Annotated in this window: 5 protein-coding genes; all 5 read left to right on the top strand. The window is 67.4% G+C overall.

The annotated features are described in order from the left end of the window. Nucleotides 1-82 precede the first annotated feature (82 nt). Nucleotides 83-3010 carry a DEAD/DEAH box helicase gene (locus ASC56_RS34985; protein ID WP_234377215.1) on the top strand — a complete coding sequence of 976 codons (2928 nt, stop codon included), beginning with the start codon at nucleotides 83-85 and terminating at the stop codon, nucleotides 3008-3010. Then, the gene (locus ASC56_RS34990; protein ID WP_234377216.1) at nucleotides 3007-7920 is read left to right on the top strand and encodes an Eco57I restriction-modification methylase domain-containing protein; all 4914 of its coding nucleotides are present in this window, start codon (nucleotides 3007-3009) and stop codon (nucleotides 7918-7920) included. The genes ASC56_RS34985 and ASC56_RS34990 overlap by 4 nt, the downstream gene beginning before the upstream one ends. A gap of 9 nt (nucleotides 7921-7929) precedes the next feature. Then, on the top strand, nucleotides 7930-14529 hold the full coding sequence (locus ASC56_RS34995) for a DEAD/DEAH box helicase (RefSeq protein ID WP_055495640.1): 6600 nt from the start codon (nucleotides 7930-7932) through the stop codon (nucleotides 14527-14529). Next, nucleotides 14529-16667: a UvrD-helicase domain-containing protein gene (locus ASC56_RS35000; protein WP_055495655.1), complete on the top strand. Its 2139-nt coding sequence runs from the start codon at nucleotides 14529-14531 to the stop codon at nucleotides 16665-16667. Before ASC56_RS34995 ends, ASC56_RS35000 begins: the two co-directional genes overlap by 1 nt. A gap of 71 nt (nucleotides 16668-16738) precedes the next feature. After that, a complete protein-coding gene (locus ASC56_RS35005) occupies nucleotides 16739-18838 on the top strand; it encodes a DUF262 domain-containing protein (protein ID WP_055495641.1) in 2100 nt (699 codons plus the stop codon). Nucleotides 18839-18971 lie beyond the last annotated feature (133 nt).

Raw genomic sequence — 18971 nt, forward strand, 5'->3', positions numbered from 1 at the left:
GCCGCGACAGCCGCGCAAGCCACGCAAGCCGAAGCGGCCACGCTGACCATCGAAAATTCCGCACGATCAAGGAGACACGCCGGTGACGACCGCCGTAGAGGGCGCGGCAGGCGCTGCGAAGTTCGCCCCTGGCATGCAGGTGAGGGCCAGGGACGAGGACTGGCTGGTCGTCGAGGTCTCCGAGACCGCCAAGGACGGCACCCGCCTCGATGTGCGCGGCACCTCCCCCCTGGTTCGTGACCAGCGCGCGGTGTTCTTCGCCCACCCAGACCTCGACCAGGTCACCCCCCTGCGCCCCGAGGACACCGAGCTCGTCGCCGACGACTCGCCCGAGTGCCGCCGCTCCCGGCTCTTCATCGACGCACTCATCCGTAAGACCCCGCTGCCGCTGTCCGAGCAGCGCCTGGCCACCGTCGGCACCCACCTCGTCGACGACCTCGCCTACCAGCGCGAGCCCGCCAAGGCAGCACTGCGGGGCCTGCGCCCCCGGCTGCTGATCGCCGACGCGGTCGGCTTGGGCAAGACCCTGGAAGTCGGCCTGCTGCTGTCCGAGCTGATCCGCCGCGGCCGCGGCGAGCGCATCCTGGTCGTCACGCCCAAGCACATCCTGGAGCAGTTCCAGCACGAGCTGTGGACCCGCTTCGCGATCCCCCTGGTACGTCTGGACTCCGCGGGCATCGAACAGATCAAGCAGCGCATCCCGGCCGGCCGCAACCCCTTCTCCTACTACAAGCGGGCGATCATCTCGATCGACACCCTCCGCTCCGACCGCTGGCGCAGCCACCTCATGCAGGTGAACTGGGACGCCGTGGTCATCGACGAGTCCCACAAACTCATCAACACTGGAACCAAGAACAACCGCCTCGCCCAGCTCCTCGCCCCCAAGACCGACGCCCTCGTCCTCGCCAGCGCCACGCCGCACAACGGCGATCGGGCGTCCTTCGGTGAGCTGCTGAGCCTGCTGGATCCCACCGCCATCCCCGACACCAGCGACTACGACGAGAAGCAGCTGGAGCACCTCTACATCCGTCGGCACAAGATGTCCCCGGACGTCTCCGCGGAGATCGGCCACAAATGGGCCACCCGCAAGAAGCCGATGTCCATCGAGTGCACGGCCTCGCCCGCCGAGCAGCACGTCTTCGACGAGCTGTACAACGTGTGGATCAACCCACAGGACGGGCAACCCGCCCCGGTGACCGGCAAGGGCGCCCGGCTGTTCCCCTACACGCTGCTCAAGGCGTTCCTCTCCTCCCACGAGGCGCTCGCCGAGACCGTGCAGAACCGGATCGACTCCATCGACGGCGGCAAGAACCCCCAGGAGCGCGCCCGTGAGCGTGCCGCACTCGTCACGCTGGGCGAGCTGGCCGCCGAGGTGAAGGTGGAGCAGGCCAGCAAGTTCCAGCAGCTGGTCGACGAGCTGAAGCACACCATCGGTGTCGGCCCGCACTCGGACACCCGTGTGGTGATCTTCTCGGAGCGCCGCGCCACCCTGCGGATGCTCCAGGACGCCCTGCCGGCCGCCCTCGGCTTCACCCAGGGCACCAAGCTCACCGGCGCCGTCCGCCAGCTGCACGGCGGCCTCTCCGACGACGAGCAGCAGCGCATCGTCAAGGACTTCTCCCTGGCCGGCAGCGACCTGCGGGTCCTGCTCACCGGCGACATCGCCGCTGAGGGCGTCAACCTGCACCGCCAGTGCCACCAGATGATCCATTACGACCTGCCCTGGTCGCTGATCACCATCGAGCAGCGCAACGGCCGCATCGACCGCTACGGGCAGCAGCACTCCCCGGAGATCCGGGCCCTGCTCCTGCTCCTGCAGAACGAGGACCCCGACGACCCGTCGGCCGACCGCAAGGTTTCCCAGCGGCTGCTGGAGCGGGAGGACGAGGTCCACCGCACTCTCGGCGAGGCCGCCTCCATCCTTGGCCTCAGGGACGAGGAGGCCGAGAAAACCGCCATCATGGAGGGCCTGGCCTCCGGCGCCTCCTTCGACACCGTGCTGCCGGATGAGACGTCCGACCCGTTCGAGCTGTTCATGGCCAGCCACACCCCGGCCGGCGCCGCCGAGGACTACCGGGTGCCGCAACTGTTCGCCTCCACCCGCGCCTTCGTCGAAGAGGCGCTCGCCGAGGTCTACGGCAACCCCGAACAGAAGATCGACAAGCGCTGGGATCCCGACCACCCCGAAATGCTCGTCTTCACCCCCGACCGGGAACTGCAGCGCCGCCTGCTCGTGCTGCCCAAGTCCTACCTCGACGAGCGCCGTGTCCTCGAACAGCTTCGCCTCACCTTCGATGCGGGCTTCGCCCAGCAGCGCCTGGACCGAGCCCGCGAACTCAGCGGCAACCGCAGCAAGGGCGCCATCACCAAGCAGGAACGCACCGAGACCTCCGGCTGGCCGGACGTCAGCTACCTCACCGACCAGCACCCGGTCGTGGAGTGGCTCACCGACAAGGTCCTCGTCCGCCTCGCCCGCAACACCGCACCCGTCATCACCGCGCAAGTGCCCGAGCCCGTCTTCCTGATGCAGGGCATGTACTCCAACGCAAAAGGCCACCCCACCGTGCTGGCCTGGTCCTGCGTGACCGGCCTGCACACCGGCACACCCCGCTTCGACGACGACCTGGTCGGCGTCCTGGAGCGGGCCGGAGTCAAGCCCAAGATGCTCAACCGGCCCTTCACCGGCGACCTCACCGACCTGCAGGCACTCGTCCCAGCCGCGGTCGAGGCCATGCGCGCGCACATGGCGCAGCTGCAGGCCGTGCAGGAGGAACCGCTGCTCGAGCAGCTGGCCGAGTACGAGAAGCGGCTGGCGGCCTGGCGCATCGCGAGCGAGTCGACGTACGAGCAGGTGACCGGCGTCCGCCGGCGTCACGCCGAACAGCGCGTACAGAAGACGGCGATAGAGGTCGCACAGCTCATCGAGCAGCTGGCCACCCAAGGCGAATCCATGGTCCGGCTGATCGGGGTCCTGGTCCCCGCCGTCGGCACCGAGCAGAAGGGCGCGTGAACACCGTGGCATTCGAAGCGATCATCAACCGCGGTGAGTACATCTCCGCCCACTACCTCGCCGAACTGTTCACCAAAGACCTCACCGACCTGCGCAAGCGCTGGGCCGCCGCCGACCGGGCCGGGGCACCGTCGTCCCGGTCCGGCGTGAAGGGCCTGGGCCGGGAGTACTTCAAGGCCAAGGTCCGCATCACCGAGTCGGAGACCGCCGACAGCGTTGAGCTGCGCGCTCTCAACGACCGCCTGCTGGCCGCGCTCGCCTATGTCACCCCCGGCACATCGCAGACGCCGGAGTCCGAGCCTCAGAAGGGCGCCCACACGCGCCTGCACCGCACGGTCTTCGAGGTCATCCACGCCGACAAGGCCCGCGAGGTACCGGTCGCCTTCGCGATGACCGGCCCCGGCGGCACCGAACTGGTCGCCCTCGACGTCACCTGGAGCACCGACGCCGAACTCCTCGTCGCCGACCCCGAAGACGGCGGCGCCCTCCTGCTCGACGCGATCGCCCTCGACGGCAAGCAACAGATCACCGGGGGCGCCGACGCTGTCACCTTCCTCTTCGGCTGCGAGGACGCCTACGCTCCCCGTTTCGTGCTGCTGCTCGCGGGCGGCTCGCTGCTGCTCGCCGACCGCACCGCCTGGCACGAGGGCCGGTTCCTCGCCGTCAGCGTGGACGAGGCCCTGGACCGCAACCTCTCCGCCGACGGCGAGGAACTAGAGGCCATCTCCGCCCTGTTCGGCGTCGAGTCGCTACTGACCGAGGGCGGCGTTGCTGGCTTCCTGGACAGCCTGGTCGACAAGGGCCGCAAGCACGCCGTCGGTGTCTCCAAGGAGCTACGCGAGGGTCTGCGGCGCTCGATCGAGTTGATCGCCGAGGAGATCCTTGCCCGCATCGCCGAACAGGGGGCAGACCCGGCCGAGCTGGGCGACAGCGGCGAGCTTGCCACCCGGCTCTCGCGCGAGTCGCTGCGCTACCTGTACCGCATCCTCTTCCTCCTCTACGCAGAAGCCCGCCCGGAACTGGGCATCCTCCCGGCCAAGGACGACGCCTACCAGGACGGCTACGGCCTGGCGCGCCTGGGAGAGCTCGTCTCATATGACCTGCCCGAGGAGTCTCGGGACGGCTTCCACTTCTACGAGTCGCTGGACCTGCTCTTCCGCCTCGTCGACCAGGGCCACCGTGCCCTGGAGGAGGAGAGTGTCCCGGCCGAGACCGTCGCGGACGTGGACGGGCTCCGCTTCGAGGCCCTGCGCAGCGACCTGTTCAAGGCCGAGGCGACCCCGCTGATTGGCTCCGTCAACATCGACGGCGAGCGCATCGACACCCGGCTGCGCAACGAGGTGCTCTGGCGGGTGCTCAACCTCCTCATGCTGACCCAGGGCAAGAACGGGGCCAAGGCTGGCGGCGCCACCGGCAAGGGCTTCATCTCCTACGCACAGCTCGGCATCAACCAGCTCGGCGCGGTGTATGAGGGCCTTATGTCCTACACCGGCTTCTTCGCCGACGAGGACTTGTACGAGGTTGCCAAGCCGGACTCGGACGGGCTGGCCGGCACCTGGGTCGTGCCGGTGAAGGATGCCGACAACTACGCCGAGGAGGTTTTCGTCAAGCGCCCTGACGAGCTGACCGGAGTGCTCAAGCGGGTGCTCCACAAGAAGGGCTCGTTCGTCTTCCGTCTGTCGGGGCGCGAGCGGCAGCGCTCCGCGTCGTATTACACGCCGGAGGTCCTCACCCGTAGCACGGTCAAGCACGCCTTGGCTGAACTCCTTGACCAGGACGGCAAGACTACGACGGCCCGGGAGATCCTCGACCTGACCGTGTGCGAGCCCGCCCTTGGCTCGGGCGCGTTCCTCAATGAGGCCATCAATCAGCTCGCTGCCGAGTACTTGCGACGGCGGATGGTCGAGGTTGGCGAGCAACTGCCGCCGGACCGCTACGAGGTGGAGCTGCAGAAGACCAAGGCCTACCTAGCTCTGCACAACTGCTACGGCGTCGACCTCAACCAGACGGCTGTAGAACTCGCCGAGGTCTCTCTGTGGCTCAACGCCATGCATGAAGGGCTGAAGGCGCCCTGGTTCGGCATGCACCTACGGCGCGGCAACTCTTTGATTGGCGCGCGGCGAGCGGTGTATGACGCTGCGGCGTTGAAGAAGAAGGCATGGTTGACCACCGTCCCGACTGACCGGCCTCAGGGGACCGGAGCCGAAGATGGCGAGTTCCAGGCGGGCAAGGATATCCACCACTTTCTGCTGCCGGCCAAGGGCTGGGGCACGGTTGCTGACGCCAAGTATGCGAAGGAACTGGCCAAGGACGAGCGTGACGCCCTTGCCGCCTGGCGTACGGCAGTCACCAAGACGCCCTTGGCCTCTGAGGCCAAGCGGCTGCTAGCACTTGCTACCCGCGTCGAACGGCTATGGGAGCTCGCCCGCCGTCGCCTCATCGTCTCTGAGCGAGAGATCCGCCGTGACATCCAGGTTTGGCGGGTTTCGGATGACCAGCCCCTGCCGCGTTCATCCGGTGCCGTCTCTCGCGAGCGGGTTGAGAGCGCACTGAGGGCCCCGGGAGCGCCACTCAGCCGACTGAAGCTTGTCATGGATGCTTGGTGCGCGCTGTGGTTCTGGCCGATCGGCCAGCCGACTACACCGAAACCGCCGAGCATGGATGAGTGGCTGGCCTTCTGCGAGGCCGCGCTCGGCGTTCCGCCAGCTAAGGCAAAGGCGAGCCGTGGACGCGGCGGTGCGGCCGGGCACGACGACACGCTCGGCCTCTTCGCCGACACAGGTGACTTCGAGCAGCTCGGGCTGGACGATGAGTACGACCGGCTCCTGAGCCAGTGCGCTGACCTGCCGACAATCGCCGTGAACTTCCCCTGGTTGGCTGAGGTAGACGCCATAAGCCGCCGGGAGGGCTTTTTCCACTGGGAGTTGGAGTTCGCCCACGTATTTGAACGCGGCGGGTTCGATCTGCAAGTCGGTAACCCTCCTTGGGTGAGACTCGACTGGGAAGATCATATTGCGCTTGCAGAGTCGGATCCTTGGTTCGCGTTGACGGAGAGGGCTGCAGAAAAAGTCAAAAGCGAGAGGCGTGCGGCTGTCCTTGCTAACCCTGTAGCCGTGCAAAGGTACCTCGGCGACCTTAGCTCATGGGCTGGACTGACCACCACACTCCGGTCACCGATCGAACATGCCATACTCGGCGGGCTCCGCACAAACCTGTATATGAATTTCATGGAGCGGACTTGGCGAAGCCTCGCCGGGGCGGGAGTCGTTGGTCTGCTGCACCCAGAAGCACACTTTACCGATCCTAATGCTGGTGAACTGCGAGTCGCCGCATATCGACGACTTCGTAGGCATTTTCAGTTTAGAAATGAGGCGCGATTGTTTGATGAGGTGCATAATACATTCGAGTACGGAATTCATATCTATGGAACTCCGCGAGAGCCAGACTTTATCAATATGAGTTGGGTGTTCATTCCTGATACCGTCGAACGCTCCCTGGATCATGATGGGAGCGGCGAAACCCCCGGTCTTCAATATGAAGCTGGGGGATGGGATATTAGGCCGCATTCAAGTCGCGCCATAATGGTTAATGATTCGATTCTGGCAAGCTGGGCGGCTTTGATTGATGGGGAGGGGGCGGATCCCCTTAAGGCCAGGATGATGCGTCCGCTTACGGTTGGCGACAATGAGGCGCTGGAGATCGTTTCTGTATTTCCGGAGCGCCTGGCTGATTTTGAATTTTGGTCGACGTCGGCGCTGAATGAGAAAATTGCAAAAGAAGATGGGGTGATTAGGTGGGGGACGGGATTCCCGTCGTCCTGGTCGGAAGTTGTGCTGCAGGGGCCACATTTTAGCGTGGGTAACCCGTTCAATAAGCAGCCCAATCCGGACTGCAAATCGAACAAGGATTACTCTGTCGTCGCGTTGGAGAGCCTGCCGGAATTCACAGTGCCGCGGACAAACTACGTTCGTGCATGTCCGGAGGAATTTTCGAAGGTTGTCAAGCCGTGGGGTGATCGGGCTGCAACGGGATACTTCCGGGTTGCCTGGCGGCGCATGACTTCGTCGGAGCTTGAGCGAGGGTTGCACGCTGCTCTTTTCCCGCCAGGGCCGACACACGTCGACGCCGTCCAAACACTGGCGATGCCTGCGGTTCGAGATACCGCAATAGTTGCTGGTCTGTGGGCCAGCCTGCCATTTGACTATCTCGTGAAGGTGTCGGGTAAGGCGGATATCCGGGCTGAACTCGTCGCGCAGTTCCCCGCACCTTTCTCCCACCCACTAACCAACCCCCTCCTTCTCCGAACTCTCCGTCTGAATTGCCTAATTCGCGACTACGCCGCTCTTTGGGAGGAGCTTTTCGATCCGGCCTGGCGCTTGGACCGTTGGACCAATCCGTCGTCCACCCGTCCGGCGATTCAGCACGTCGAGCCGACCTGGTCGATGACAACGCCCCTCCGCACGGAGTACGACCGCCGGATGGCCCTAGTAGAGACCGACGCGGTCGTCGCCGTCATGCTCGGCTTGACCGCTGAGCAGCTGTGCGCGATGTACCGCTCGCAGTTCGCCGTGTTGCGCAAGTACGAATGGGAGATGTTCTTCGCCGCTGACGGTCACAAGATCGGCGCTGCGACGCACAATGTCGGTATCCGCCAGACCAAGGAGGAGACCGAGTTCGTCAAGGCCTGGGTCAAGGCTGCTCGTAACGGTGATCCCACGCCCGCTATCCCCGAGGGTTGGGTGAAACCTGACCGCGAGGCCGAGATGACTAGGGCACATGCGGCCTTCACTGCCCGCCTTCTGGCCGGTGAGTACGGGGATTACGCCGCTTATGCCGCAGAGCATGGCGATCACGGCAACCTCCTCGCCGCCGACTCGCTCCCCACCTCCGCTGATTCGGAAAGCAGGTAACAAGCCGCCATGCTTCCCTCTTTGGCCGTCGAGGATTTGCGTCGTGCCCTGGCCGCGTACCTGACGACGAGTTTCGCGCTCGCCGATGACGACGTCCGTGACGAACTCGAGGCTTTCCTGGAGCGGCCGGAGAGCCGGCTTTTCCGCGGCCCCTACCTCCGCGTGCGCACTCCGTTCCGGGAAGCCACCCCCGGGTGGGAGCAAGTCCTGGACTGGTGGCCCAAGGGCTTCAGGCCCTACACCCACCAGGCCACCGCCTGGCAGCGCCTCTCCACCAAGGGCGGCCACACGCCCGAGCCGACCCTCGTCACCACGGGTACCGGGTCTGGCAAGACCGAGTCGTTCCTCATCCCGATCCTGGACCACTGTGCCCGTGCCCGCGCCGCTGGCCATAACGGCGTCAAGGCGCTGCTCCTCTACCCGATGAACGCCCTGGCCGATGACCAGGCCCGGCGTATCGACGAGCTCCTCACAGAGAACGCCGCCCTGAAGGACGTCACTGCCGGCATCTACATCGGCGGTGCCTCTGGTCGCCCTGCCGAGGACGAGGACGGGAACGACCCCGCCACATACGGACGTGACACTGGTTCCACGACGCTCGCTGGCGACCCGTCCGTCAGCCGTTTGATCACCGATCGGGACGCGATCCGCGCCGATCCGCCGGACATCCTGCTGACCAACTACAAGATGCTGGACCTGCTCCTCCAGCGGATCCCCGATGTCCCGCTGTGGCAGACGGAATCCCTCACGTACGTCGTCCTGGATGAGTTCCACACCTATGACGGCGCTCAGGGGACGGACGTGGTTATGCTGCTGCGTCGTCTTGGTGCGGCCACGCGTGCTGCCCGCCCCGAGCGTCCTCTCGGCTCGATCACCCCTGTTGCCACGTCCGCCACGCTCGGCGGGGGCCCGTTCACCGACGAGGCGACGTTGAATGGTCCGGAGAAGTCGGACCGGGAACTGCTCCTGGAGTTCGCGGAAAAGGTCTTCGGCACGCCCTTCCCGAACAGCGCCCTGATCGGTGAGGACCGGCAGTCGCCTGCCGAGTTCGTCGCCGAGCCGGACTTCCTCCTGCCGCTCCCGGCTCCGGCGGACCTCGCGGCCGTCCCCGACCCCCTCGACGATCGATCCGCGTTGGACGAGCTGGCTCGCCTGGTCGTAGGCCTGGACAATGCGGACCCCGTTGCCCTCGGCCTGGCGTTGCGTAAGCACAACCTCATCAAGGCTCTGTTGGACGTCGCCGGTGCGACTCCGGTCACCGTTCCCGACATCGCCCGCGAGTTCGCCAAGCGCGGCGGTGGTGCCGCGTGGGACGAGGCGGCCCGCACTGATATGCCGCTGGTCGCGATGGGCCTGGCCCGGCTGCTGGCCCTGGTGTCGGAGGCGCGCATCCTCGACGCGGACACCGGCCGGCTGATGCCGTTCCTGCGGGTGGAAGCCCAGCTGTGGGTCCGTGAGGTACGGCGTGTCATCCGGGCGGCGACACCCGAGCCGCACTTTCGCTGGTTCGACGACGACGGCCCGACCGGTGACACCCCGCCCAACGCTGCGAACCTCGCCGTCTATCCGCCGGCCGAGGTCGATGCCGCGGCAGACGTGGCGACCTTGGGCGGCATCCAGGCTGGGGTTGTCGCACCGGCCTACCGGGCCCACTTGCCCGCGGTCTACTGCCGCCACTGCGGGCGCTCCGGATGGGCTGCGCTGTCCACCGATTTGGAGTGGCAGCAGCTGAAGATCAAGCCCCTGGAGATCTACCGGGCTTCCGCCCAGGGCAACCGGGCCGTGCGCTGGATGCTGCGCGCCCGGCCTGGGGAACAGGCGGTGGTCCACCTCCACGCGGAGGACCAGGCGCTGCGCACCGTCCCCACCGACGAGACTGTTGCCGTCATCACCCCGCTCGGCCCCCTGCCCGCCGGGACTGGTGACAGGTGCCCGTCGTGCGGGCTGGACGACGGTATGCGGTTCCTGGGTGCGGGCACCGCCACCTTGGCGTCGGTGACCACGACCCAGCTGTTCTCCGATCGAGGTCTTGCCGGCGACGAGCGCAAGCTGCTGGTCTTCACCGACTCGGTACAGGACGCCACCCACCGAGCCGCGTTCATCGCCAACCGCAGCTTCGGCTTCACCTTCCGCGGTCTGCTCACCGCGCAGCTCAAGCCCGGTACGCCCGTCGCCGTGCACGATTTGGCCGCCGACGCCGCCGATGCCGTGGTCAAGGCCGCGGGACAGGGCGAGAGGGGGCAACTGGCCTCCATCGTGCCGCCGGACCTGCGCGACAACCCGGAGATACGCACCCTCCTCGATGGCTCCGACAGCTTCAGCGAGGCGGGGGAGGAGATGCTGCACGGCCGGATGGTCTTCCAGACCCTCTTGGAGTTCGGCCTGCGCTCCCGGCTGGGCCGCACCCTGGAGTTGACCCGCACCGCCGCCGCAGAGGTACTCCTGCCCGAACCCGAGACGCTGTGCACCCTGCTGCGGGAGATACACCAGCGCCTGCCGGGGCAGATCACCCTGCCCGCTGACGACGCCGACTATCTGGTCCTCGTACGCGGCTTGCTGGAGCGGATGCGACTGCGCGGCGCCCTGTACCACCCGTGGCTGAGCACGTACATCGAGCAGGCAGGTGCCCGGCGCTGGCCGATCTGGGGCGGCCGTCCGGTCGGCATGCCAGCCTTCCCACGCGGCCTGGCGGCCCCCACCTTCCCCATCTCCGGCAAGACCGGACGGACCGACTTCGACTCCCTCAACCGCGACGGCACCTGGTTCGCCGACTGGGGGCACCGGGTACTCGGCTGCGACCGCAAGGAAGCGCGAGCCGTCGTCGCCGCGGCGATGAAACTCCTCGCTCAGCGTGAGGTCTTGGCGACCTACCCGGCCGACGGCGGCGCCACTGTCTATGCGCTGCGGCCCCGCCACGTCCTCATCCACAGCCTCACCGATGAGGCAACCGCCACCAGCACCGGTGGCCCAGGCGTCAACGACTGCGGCGTGCGCTGCGACACCTGCACGTGGCGGCAGACCGTACCGGCCGGCCGCCAGGACGCCTGGCTGGGTACGCCCTGCCTGCGCTTCCAGTGCGGCGGACGATTCGTGCCCGACGACCGCGACTACACCCAGGACTACTACCGGCACCTGTACTCGGTCGACTGGCCGGGTGACGTGCTCACGGCCGAGCACACCGGGGCACTCACCCGCACCCGCCGCGAGGAGGTCGAGCAGGCGTTCAAGCACCGGGCCTCCGCCTTCGACCCGAACGTGCTCACCTGCACGCCTACCCTGGAACTCGGGATCGACATCGGCGACCTGTCCTCGGTCCTGCTGGCCTCCCTGCCACCCGCGCCGGCGAACTATGCGCAGCGCATCGGCCGGGCCGGCCGCCGCACCGGCAACTCGCTCGCCGTCACCTTCGTGCCGCGCGGCGCCCGCAACCAGTACTATCTGCACGCCCCCGAGAAGATGCTGGCGGGCCGGATCATTCCGCCCGACTGCTACCTGGACGCCTCCGAGATCCTGCACCGCCAGTACCTGGCGTTCCTGCTGGACCGGGCCGCCGACCGCAGCCTGTGGCACGCAACCGCCATCCCCGAGCGGCCCATGCCGCCACGGATCGGGGAGCTCTTCCGGCGCGGTCTTGCCGAGGACGGCTGGTTCCGTCGCTTCCTGGACGTCGCCCAGGCCCGGCACGCCGAACTCGTCGACGCCTTCACCTCGCTCTTCCCCGCCATGACGCCGGTGGCGAAGCAGGGGGTTGAGGTCTTCGCCGCCGGCGGGCTGGAACAGGCCGTCGCCACCGCCGCAACGGCCTGGCGCAAGCGCGTGGACGCCCTGGCGGCCCGGTTGCGGCAGATCGGCCGGGCCTTCGACGAACTCGCCACCGCCACCGGGGATGCCAACCGGGATGCGCTGCGCCGCCAGCTGTACGCCGAGCAGACGTCGGTGCGCAGGCGCCGCGATGCGCTGATCGCCGAGAACTCCATCAACGCGATGGTCCGCCTCGGTCTGCTGCCCAACTACACCCTGCACGACGACGCCACGTTGTTGGACGCCACCTTGTGGTGGAAGGACAGCGACGGCGAGTTCCAGGAGCAGCTGACCGAGTACGGACGCGGCGCCCGGCTGGCCCTCGCCGAGCTGGCTCCCGGCAACTTCTTCCACACCGACGGCTACAAGTACATCGTCAACGGCCTCGACCTCGGCTCCTCCGCCGGCGAGGGCCAGACCGCGTACGCCAAGTGGCGACTGTGCCCGGAGTGCGGCTTCGTCGCCACCGAGGAGACCGGCCTGGCCGTGACGGCCTGCCCGCGCTGCCGCACGCCGCGGATCGCCGACCCCGGCGCAGTCCACAACGTTCTCGTGCCCGAGCGTGTCACCGCCCGTGAGCGGCGCGAGGACGCCCGGCTCACCGACGAACGCGACGAGCGTGAGCAGCGGCGCTTCGCCATGGTCACCCTGGTGGACATCGACCCGGACCAGCCGCAGGGCCTGCGCGCCTGGCGGCGCAGGGGAAGCGTGCCGTTCGGCGTGGAGTTCGCCCGCGTCGCCACTATCCGCACCCTCAACCTCGGCCCCGCCACCAGCTCCGGGCCCGAGCACACCATCGCGGGCAGCGAAGAGCAGGTCCCCGGCTTCGAGACCTGCCCGGAGTGCGGCGCCGTACGCGGCGCGCATCCCCAGGCCTGGGACCCCGTCGCCGAGCGGATCGGTACACGCCACAGTGGCTGGTGCAGTCACCGGGACGACGGCATCACGGCCGAGCCGGTGGTCCGCCTGGTGCTGGCCCATGAGCTGACCACCCAGGCCCTACGCATCCTGCTGCCGTTCTCCTCCATGGACCTGGACACCAAGCTCGCCTCTTTCAAGGCCGCCCTGCTGCTCGGCATCACCCGGCACTTCGGCGGAGCGCCCGACCACATCCGGATCGTCGAGGACTCCATGCCGTCCGGTACCGAGGACCTGCGCCGCCGGTTCTTGGTGCTGCACGACTCCATGCCCGGCGGCACCGGCTATCTCGAGCACCTCGCCGACCCGGCCGTGCTGCACCGCGTGCTCACCCTCGCCTATGCCGCGCTGCGCGACTGCCCCTGCCAAAAGGAGGGGCAGCGCACGCCCTGCCACCGCTGTCTGCTGCCGCACGCCTCCAGCAGCGAGCACCCGCACGTCTCCTCGCGGGTCGCCAAGGAGCTGCTGGAGGAACTGCTGCAGGAGTGGGCCACCGACCGCGTCGACACCCTGTCCGGCGTGCGCATCGACCAGCTCGCCGACAGCGAGCTGGAGGCACAGTTCGTGCGCACCCTCGTGAAATGGGGCAGCCGGCCCGAGGAGTGCGGCTCCGTGACACCGCGGGCGGGGGAGCGGGGCTTGGAGTACGAGCTGCGTTTCACCGGGCCCGAGGGCGCCACGACCCGCTGGCTGCTGCAGGACCACGTCCGCCAGCACACCACCGAGCCCAGCGAGCCCGACTACCTGCTCACCCGCACCGACGGGCCGGCCACCCGCGTCGCCGTCTTCCTGGACGGCTACGCCTACCACGCCAGCACGCACATCAACCGGATCGCGGACGACGCCGCCAAGCGGACCGCGCTGCGCGCCGCAGGCACGTACGTGTGGCAGTTCACCTGGGAAGACGTCAAGGCATGGACCGAAGCGGTCGACAAAGCCGCCCCCGGACGCCAAACCCAAACCCCGTCCACGCCCCTGGTCGGCCACACGCTGCTCACCACGGCCCAGAAGGTGCACCAACAGGTGCTCGGAGCGACCGGCGCCGAGGACATTCTTGAGCCCGCACTGCGCAATCCCCTCGAAACTCTGCTGGCCTTCCTCGCCGACCCCGCCCCCTCCCGGTGGTCGCGGCGCGCGGCGGCGCTGCTGGCCGGTTACGCGATGGCCTCGCGACAACCGGTCACCCGGGCGCAGCTGGGCGAACTGCTGCCCGGGATTCTGACCGGCGCGACCCCACTGCCCACCCAGACGGCCGGGGACGCCGGCGCGATCGACGTCCGCACCACCGGCGGACTGCGCATCGTCGGCTTCCTCGACTACCGCCCCGAACCGACGATCAAGCGGCCCAGCATGCATGCCTGGTCAGTGTTCACCGTGCTGGACGACCGTGCCGACGCCCTCACCGAGCCCGACCACCGCGCCCGGTGGGCGGACTGGCTGCGCTGGTCCAACCTGCTGCAACTGCTCGCCCCCAGCGGCGCCGACGAATTGCCGCGCTTCTTCCAGCAGGTCGCCCTCTCCACCGCCGAGCAGGTCGACCCCCACACCGTCGCCCTCTTCGCCGGGGCACTGCCCACCACAGCAGGCGCTCCCGGGAAGCTGCCGGAAGCATGGGCCCAGGCCATGGAGTACGCCTCGCTGCATGTGCAGGAACTGCTGGCCGACCTCGCTAAGAAGGCGCACCGGCACGGCACCGACGTACCGGAAGTCGGCTACGAGTGGGACGACGGCACCTTCCAGGCCGAACTGGCCTGGCCTGGCTGCAAGGTGGCGGTCTTCATTGACGAAGATGCGCACCGCGACGCCGCCTTCGTGGCGGCGGGATGGCATGTGGCGCACGCGCAGAGCGTGACGGCGGATGAGTTGATCGAGCGTTTGGAGAGATGCTGATGTCCGGGGCGACAGTGATCATGGCGGACACCTTCGGCAAGTCCTACGACGCGCTCGACGGATCGGTCCAGCCTCTGGTGCTGCAGTTCATCATGAAAATGCAGCAGAACAAGGACACCAAGGGGCTCAACCTCAAGCCCCCGAAGGGCGCCAAGGACGCGCGGGTGCGCACCGCACGGGTCAACGACAACTACCGGGCCGTGCTGATGCACCACTCGCAGAAGATTTACTACCTCGTGGCGGTCAAGCCCCACGACGAGGCCTACGATCTCGCCTCCAACATCATCTTCGACATCAACAAGGTCACCGGCGGTATCGAGGTGATCAACCTCGGCAGCCTCACCGGCACCCTCAGCGGCCAACCCGCCCCCAAGGCAGCGGAACAGGCGCCCTCCGTCTTCGCCGACGTCTCCGACGCCGACTTCGAAAAACTTGGCGTCAATGCGGCCATCATCCCGGCCCTGCGCGAGATCCACAGCGAAGAGGCGATCCTCGGCTTCGTCGAGCACCTGCCCAATCTCGCCCGCGACGTCATCCTGTGCCTCGCCGACGGCTGGAGCGTGCAGAAGGTCTGGGAGGAGATCAGCGCCCCCGCCGCCACCCCGGACGAGGTTGACACACAGGACTACGAGGCCGCCAACGAACGCCCCGCGACCAAGGAAGCCTTCGTCGTCACCGGCGACGTGGGCGCCCTCAGCCGCATCATGACCGAACCGCTGTCCGCCTGGCGCGTCTTCCTGCACCCCGCACAACGCGCCCTCGCCGAACGCAAGAGCCCCTACAAGGGGCCCGTGCGCGTCACCGGAGGTCCCGGCACCGGCAAGACCGTCGTCGCCCTCCACCGCGTCAAGGCGCTCGCCGACCGGCTGCCCCCCGGCCAGGCCATCCTGCTCACCACCTTTACCACCACCCTCGCCGACCTCCTGCGCTCCCTCCTGGAAGACCTCGGCGGCAGCCAGCTCACCGCCCGGGTCGACGTCCGCAACATCGACAAGGTCGCCTACGGCACGGTCAAAGACGCCTTCGGCGCCAAGAGCTTCCACACACTCAACGACGCCGACATCCGCAGACGCTGGGAGGAACTCGCCGAAGAACACAACGAGCTCGGCTGGGACGGCCGGTTCCTGGACGCCGAGTGGAAGCAGGTCGTCCTGGCCCAGGACGTCCGCAGCCGCGACCAGTACTTCACCGCAAGCAGGGCCGGACGCGGCCGACGCCTCAACCGGATCCAACGCGCCCAGGTGTGGAGCCTCATCGAGGAGTTCGAGCGCCGCCTGGACCGCGACAAGGCCGTCGGCATCACCCAACTCGCCGCCCAGGCCGCCCGGATAGCCTCCGGCTGGAACGACGACGCCCGCCCCTATCGACACATCGTCGTCGACGAAGCCCAAGACCTCCACCCGGCACACTGGAAACTGCTGCGCGCCCTCGTTCCGGTCGGCGAAGACGACCTGTTCATCGTCGGCGACGCACACCAGCGCATCTACGACAACAAGACCTCCCTGCGCAGCCACGGCATTGACGTCGTCGGCCGCTCCAAAAAGCTCACCCTCAACTACCGCACCACCCGTCAAATCCTCGCCGCCTCGCTACGGCTGCTGGGTGAGGAGAAGTTCGACAATCTCGACGAGGGCACCGAGGACCTCGGCGGCTACCGCTCCGTCCTGCAGGGAGCCACCCCCCACCTGGCCGGTTACCCGGCACAGGCCGCCGAGCTCCAGGCGCTCGTCGCGCGGATCGAGGGCTGGAAGCAGGACGGCATCCAGGGCAACGAAATCGCGGTGGTGGCCCGTACCAACGCACTGGCCGTGGCTGCCGCTCAGGCTCTGGCCCAGGCAGGCGTCGACGCGGTCCACGTCCAGTCGCGGCAGGCCCCCGCGGCTGACGCCGGCGTTCAGGTCCTGACGATGCACCGCATCAAGGGCTTGGAATACCGGGCTGTGGCCATCGTCGGCGTCGGCGCCGACTACGTCCCCCAGCCCAACGCCGTCATCGACAAGGCCGAGGACCACCTGCAGTACGCCCGTGACCTCCAGCGCGAGCGGTCCCTGCTGTTCGTCTCCGCCACCCGCGCCCGTGAACAACTCGCCATCACCTGGACTGGTCAGCCCAGCCCGTTCCTCGCCACGGCCGACTGACCCCCACGGCAAACGCACAACAATCCGTTCCCCAGCCCCGATCTTGCCGCGCGCCAAAGGAGGCCCCGTCGATGGCCACCGTGCTGTTCAAAGACACCACCCACCAGGTGGCCGACTTGATCACCGACATCCGACGCGGCGAGATCGCTCTGCCCGACCTGCAACGGCCCTACGTATGGGAGCCGGCCAAAGCGCGTGAGCTGTTCGACTCCATGTACAAGGGGTTCCCGGTCGGCTACCTGCTCTTCTGGGAGACAGGCGTCGAACCCGGCGCCCGGCAGATCGGCGAAGGAAACAAACCGGAGGCCGCTCACCGGCTCATCGTCGACGGCCAGCAGCGCCTCACCTCCCTCTTCGCCGTCATGACCGGCACCCCGGTCATGAGGGAGGACTACCGCTCCACCCGGATTCGGCTCGCCTTCCGCCCTGCCGACGCCACCTTCGCGGTCACGGACGCGGCGATCGAGAAGGATCCCGAGTACCTCCCCGACATCAGCGTTCTGTGGGACACCGCCACGGGACGCCGCAAGGTCATCCGCGACTTCCTGGCCCGCCTGAACGACAAACGGCCCTTGGCCGAGGACGAAGAAGACCACATCCAGGATGCGCTCGACCGCCTTCACGACCTCGAGAGCTACCCCTTCAAAGGTGTCGTGCTCTCGGCCGACATCGACGAAGAACAGGTCGCGGAAATCTTCGTCCGGATCAACAGCGAAGGCGTAAAGCTCGACCAAGCGGACTTCATCCTCACGCTCACCTCCGTCTTCTGGGAAGAGGGACGCCGCGCTCTGGAGGAATTCTGCCGAGAATCCCGGGTCCCCTCCCTCCAAGGCGCGTCACCCTTCAACTGGTACATCAAGCCCAAGCCGCCCCAGCTGCTGCGCGTAGTCGCCGCCGTCGGCCTGGACTCCGCGGTGCTCAAGCAGGTGTACGCCGCCCTACGAGGCCGCGACACCACCGGCAAACTGTCCCCAGCACGGCGCGAAGAACGCTTCGCACGGCTGCAGCAGGCACAAGAACACGTCCTCGACCTAAAGCACTGGCACGAGTTCTTCCTCTGCCTGGAGCACGCCGGCTTCCGCGGCGAGAAGATGATCTCCAGTCAGAACACGCTGCTCTACAGCTACGCGCTCTGGCTCATCGGCCGCGTCCACTACGCCGTCCCCATCGACCAGCTGCGCTCGACCATCGCGCGCTGGTTCTTCATGGCCCAGCTCACGGGCCGCTACTCAGGTTCCGTGGAAACCCAGATGGAGCAGGACCTGGCCCTACTGCGGGACTTGCAGCCCGCAGACACGCGCGGCTTCACCGCCGCTCTGGACCGGGTGGTCCACGAGACCCTCACCTCCGACTTCTGGAGCATCACGCTGCCCAACGCGCTCAACAGCTCCGCCGCGAAGTCCCCTGCCCTGCTCGCCTACATCGCGGCTTTAAACATCCTGGACGCCGACGTCCTGCTGTCCACCACCAAGGTGCGCACCCGACTCGACCCGGCCATCCTCGCCCGCAAGGGCGTCGAACGCCACCATCTCTTCCCCCGCAAGTACCTACAAAAGACCCTCGGCATCACCCAGACCGCGCGCATCAACCAGATCGCCAACATGGCACTGCTGGAATGGACCGACAACATCGCCATCTCCGACCAGGCGCCAATGGACTACTGGCCCCAGCAGCTGGCCGCCAAAAGAATTCCCGCCGAGGCCCTGGCTCGCCAGCTCTACCTGCACGCCCTGCCGGAGGACTGGCCATCGATGGGGTTCGAATCCTTCCTCTCCGCCCGCCGCACCCTCATGGCGCAGGTCATCCGGGACGCCTTCGTGCAGCTGGAAAACGCCACCTACCACCCCGTCTACCAGGTGACGGCAACCGTGCCCACGCAACGCTCCACAAGCACAGTCCCCTCCCGCAGAGTCAAGCTGTCGGAGCTGTTGGACGCCGGCTTGATCAGCGAAGGCACTGTCCTCACTCCCGCCTGGGAGGACTACGACCAGACCGCTGTCGTCGACGACCAGGGACGCATCATCATCGACGGCCAAGCCCACGACACACCCTCCGGAGCCGCCAACGCAGTCGGTGCTGGAGCCAATGGCTGGACGTTTTGGCTGGCGGACACACCAGAGGGTCAACTCTCCCTGGACACCCTGCGAGCTTCTCTCTCCGAAGAGAGCTGAAGGAGGCCGGCTCAAGCCCGGTAGGGCCACCAGGAGAACCAAGCCAGCGCCGGCCTGGCCGGCGACCACGAACCGGCCGTCGGATACACCGACCTCATGTGAGCATCAGCGAGGACTTGGCCGAGTGCCCGTC

This window comes from Streptomyces sp. TP-A0356 (assembly GCF_001417775.1).
GTDB lineage: Bacteria > Actinomycetota > Actinomycetes > Streptomycetales > Streptomycetaceae > Streptomyces.

What these genes read in the sequence shown, in the direction of transcription:
- ASC56_RS34995 (WP_055495640.1), top strand. Translation starts at nt 7,930, where the DNA reads ATGCTTCCCTCTTTGGCCGTCGAGGATTTGCGTCGTGCCCTGGCCGCG.
- ASC56_RS35000 (WP_055495655.1), top strand. Translation starts at nt 14,529, where the DNA reads ATGTCCGGGGCGACAGTGATCATGGCGGACACCTTCGGCAAGTCCTAC.
- ASC56_RS35005 (WP_055495641.1), top strand. Translation starts at nt 16,739, where the DNA reads ATGGCCACCGTGCTGTTCAAAGACACCACCCACCAGGTGGCCGACTTG.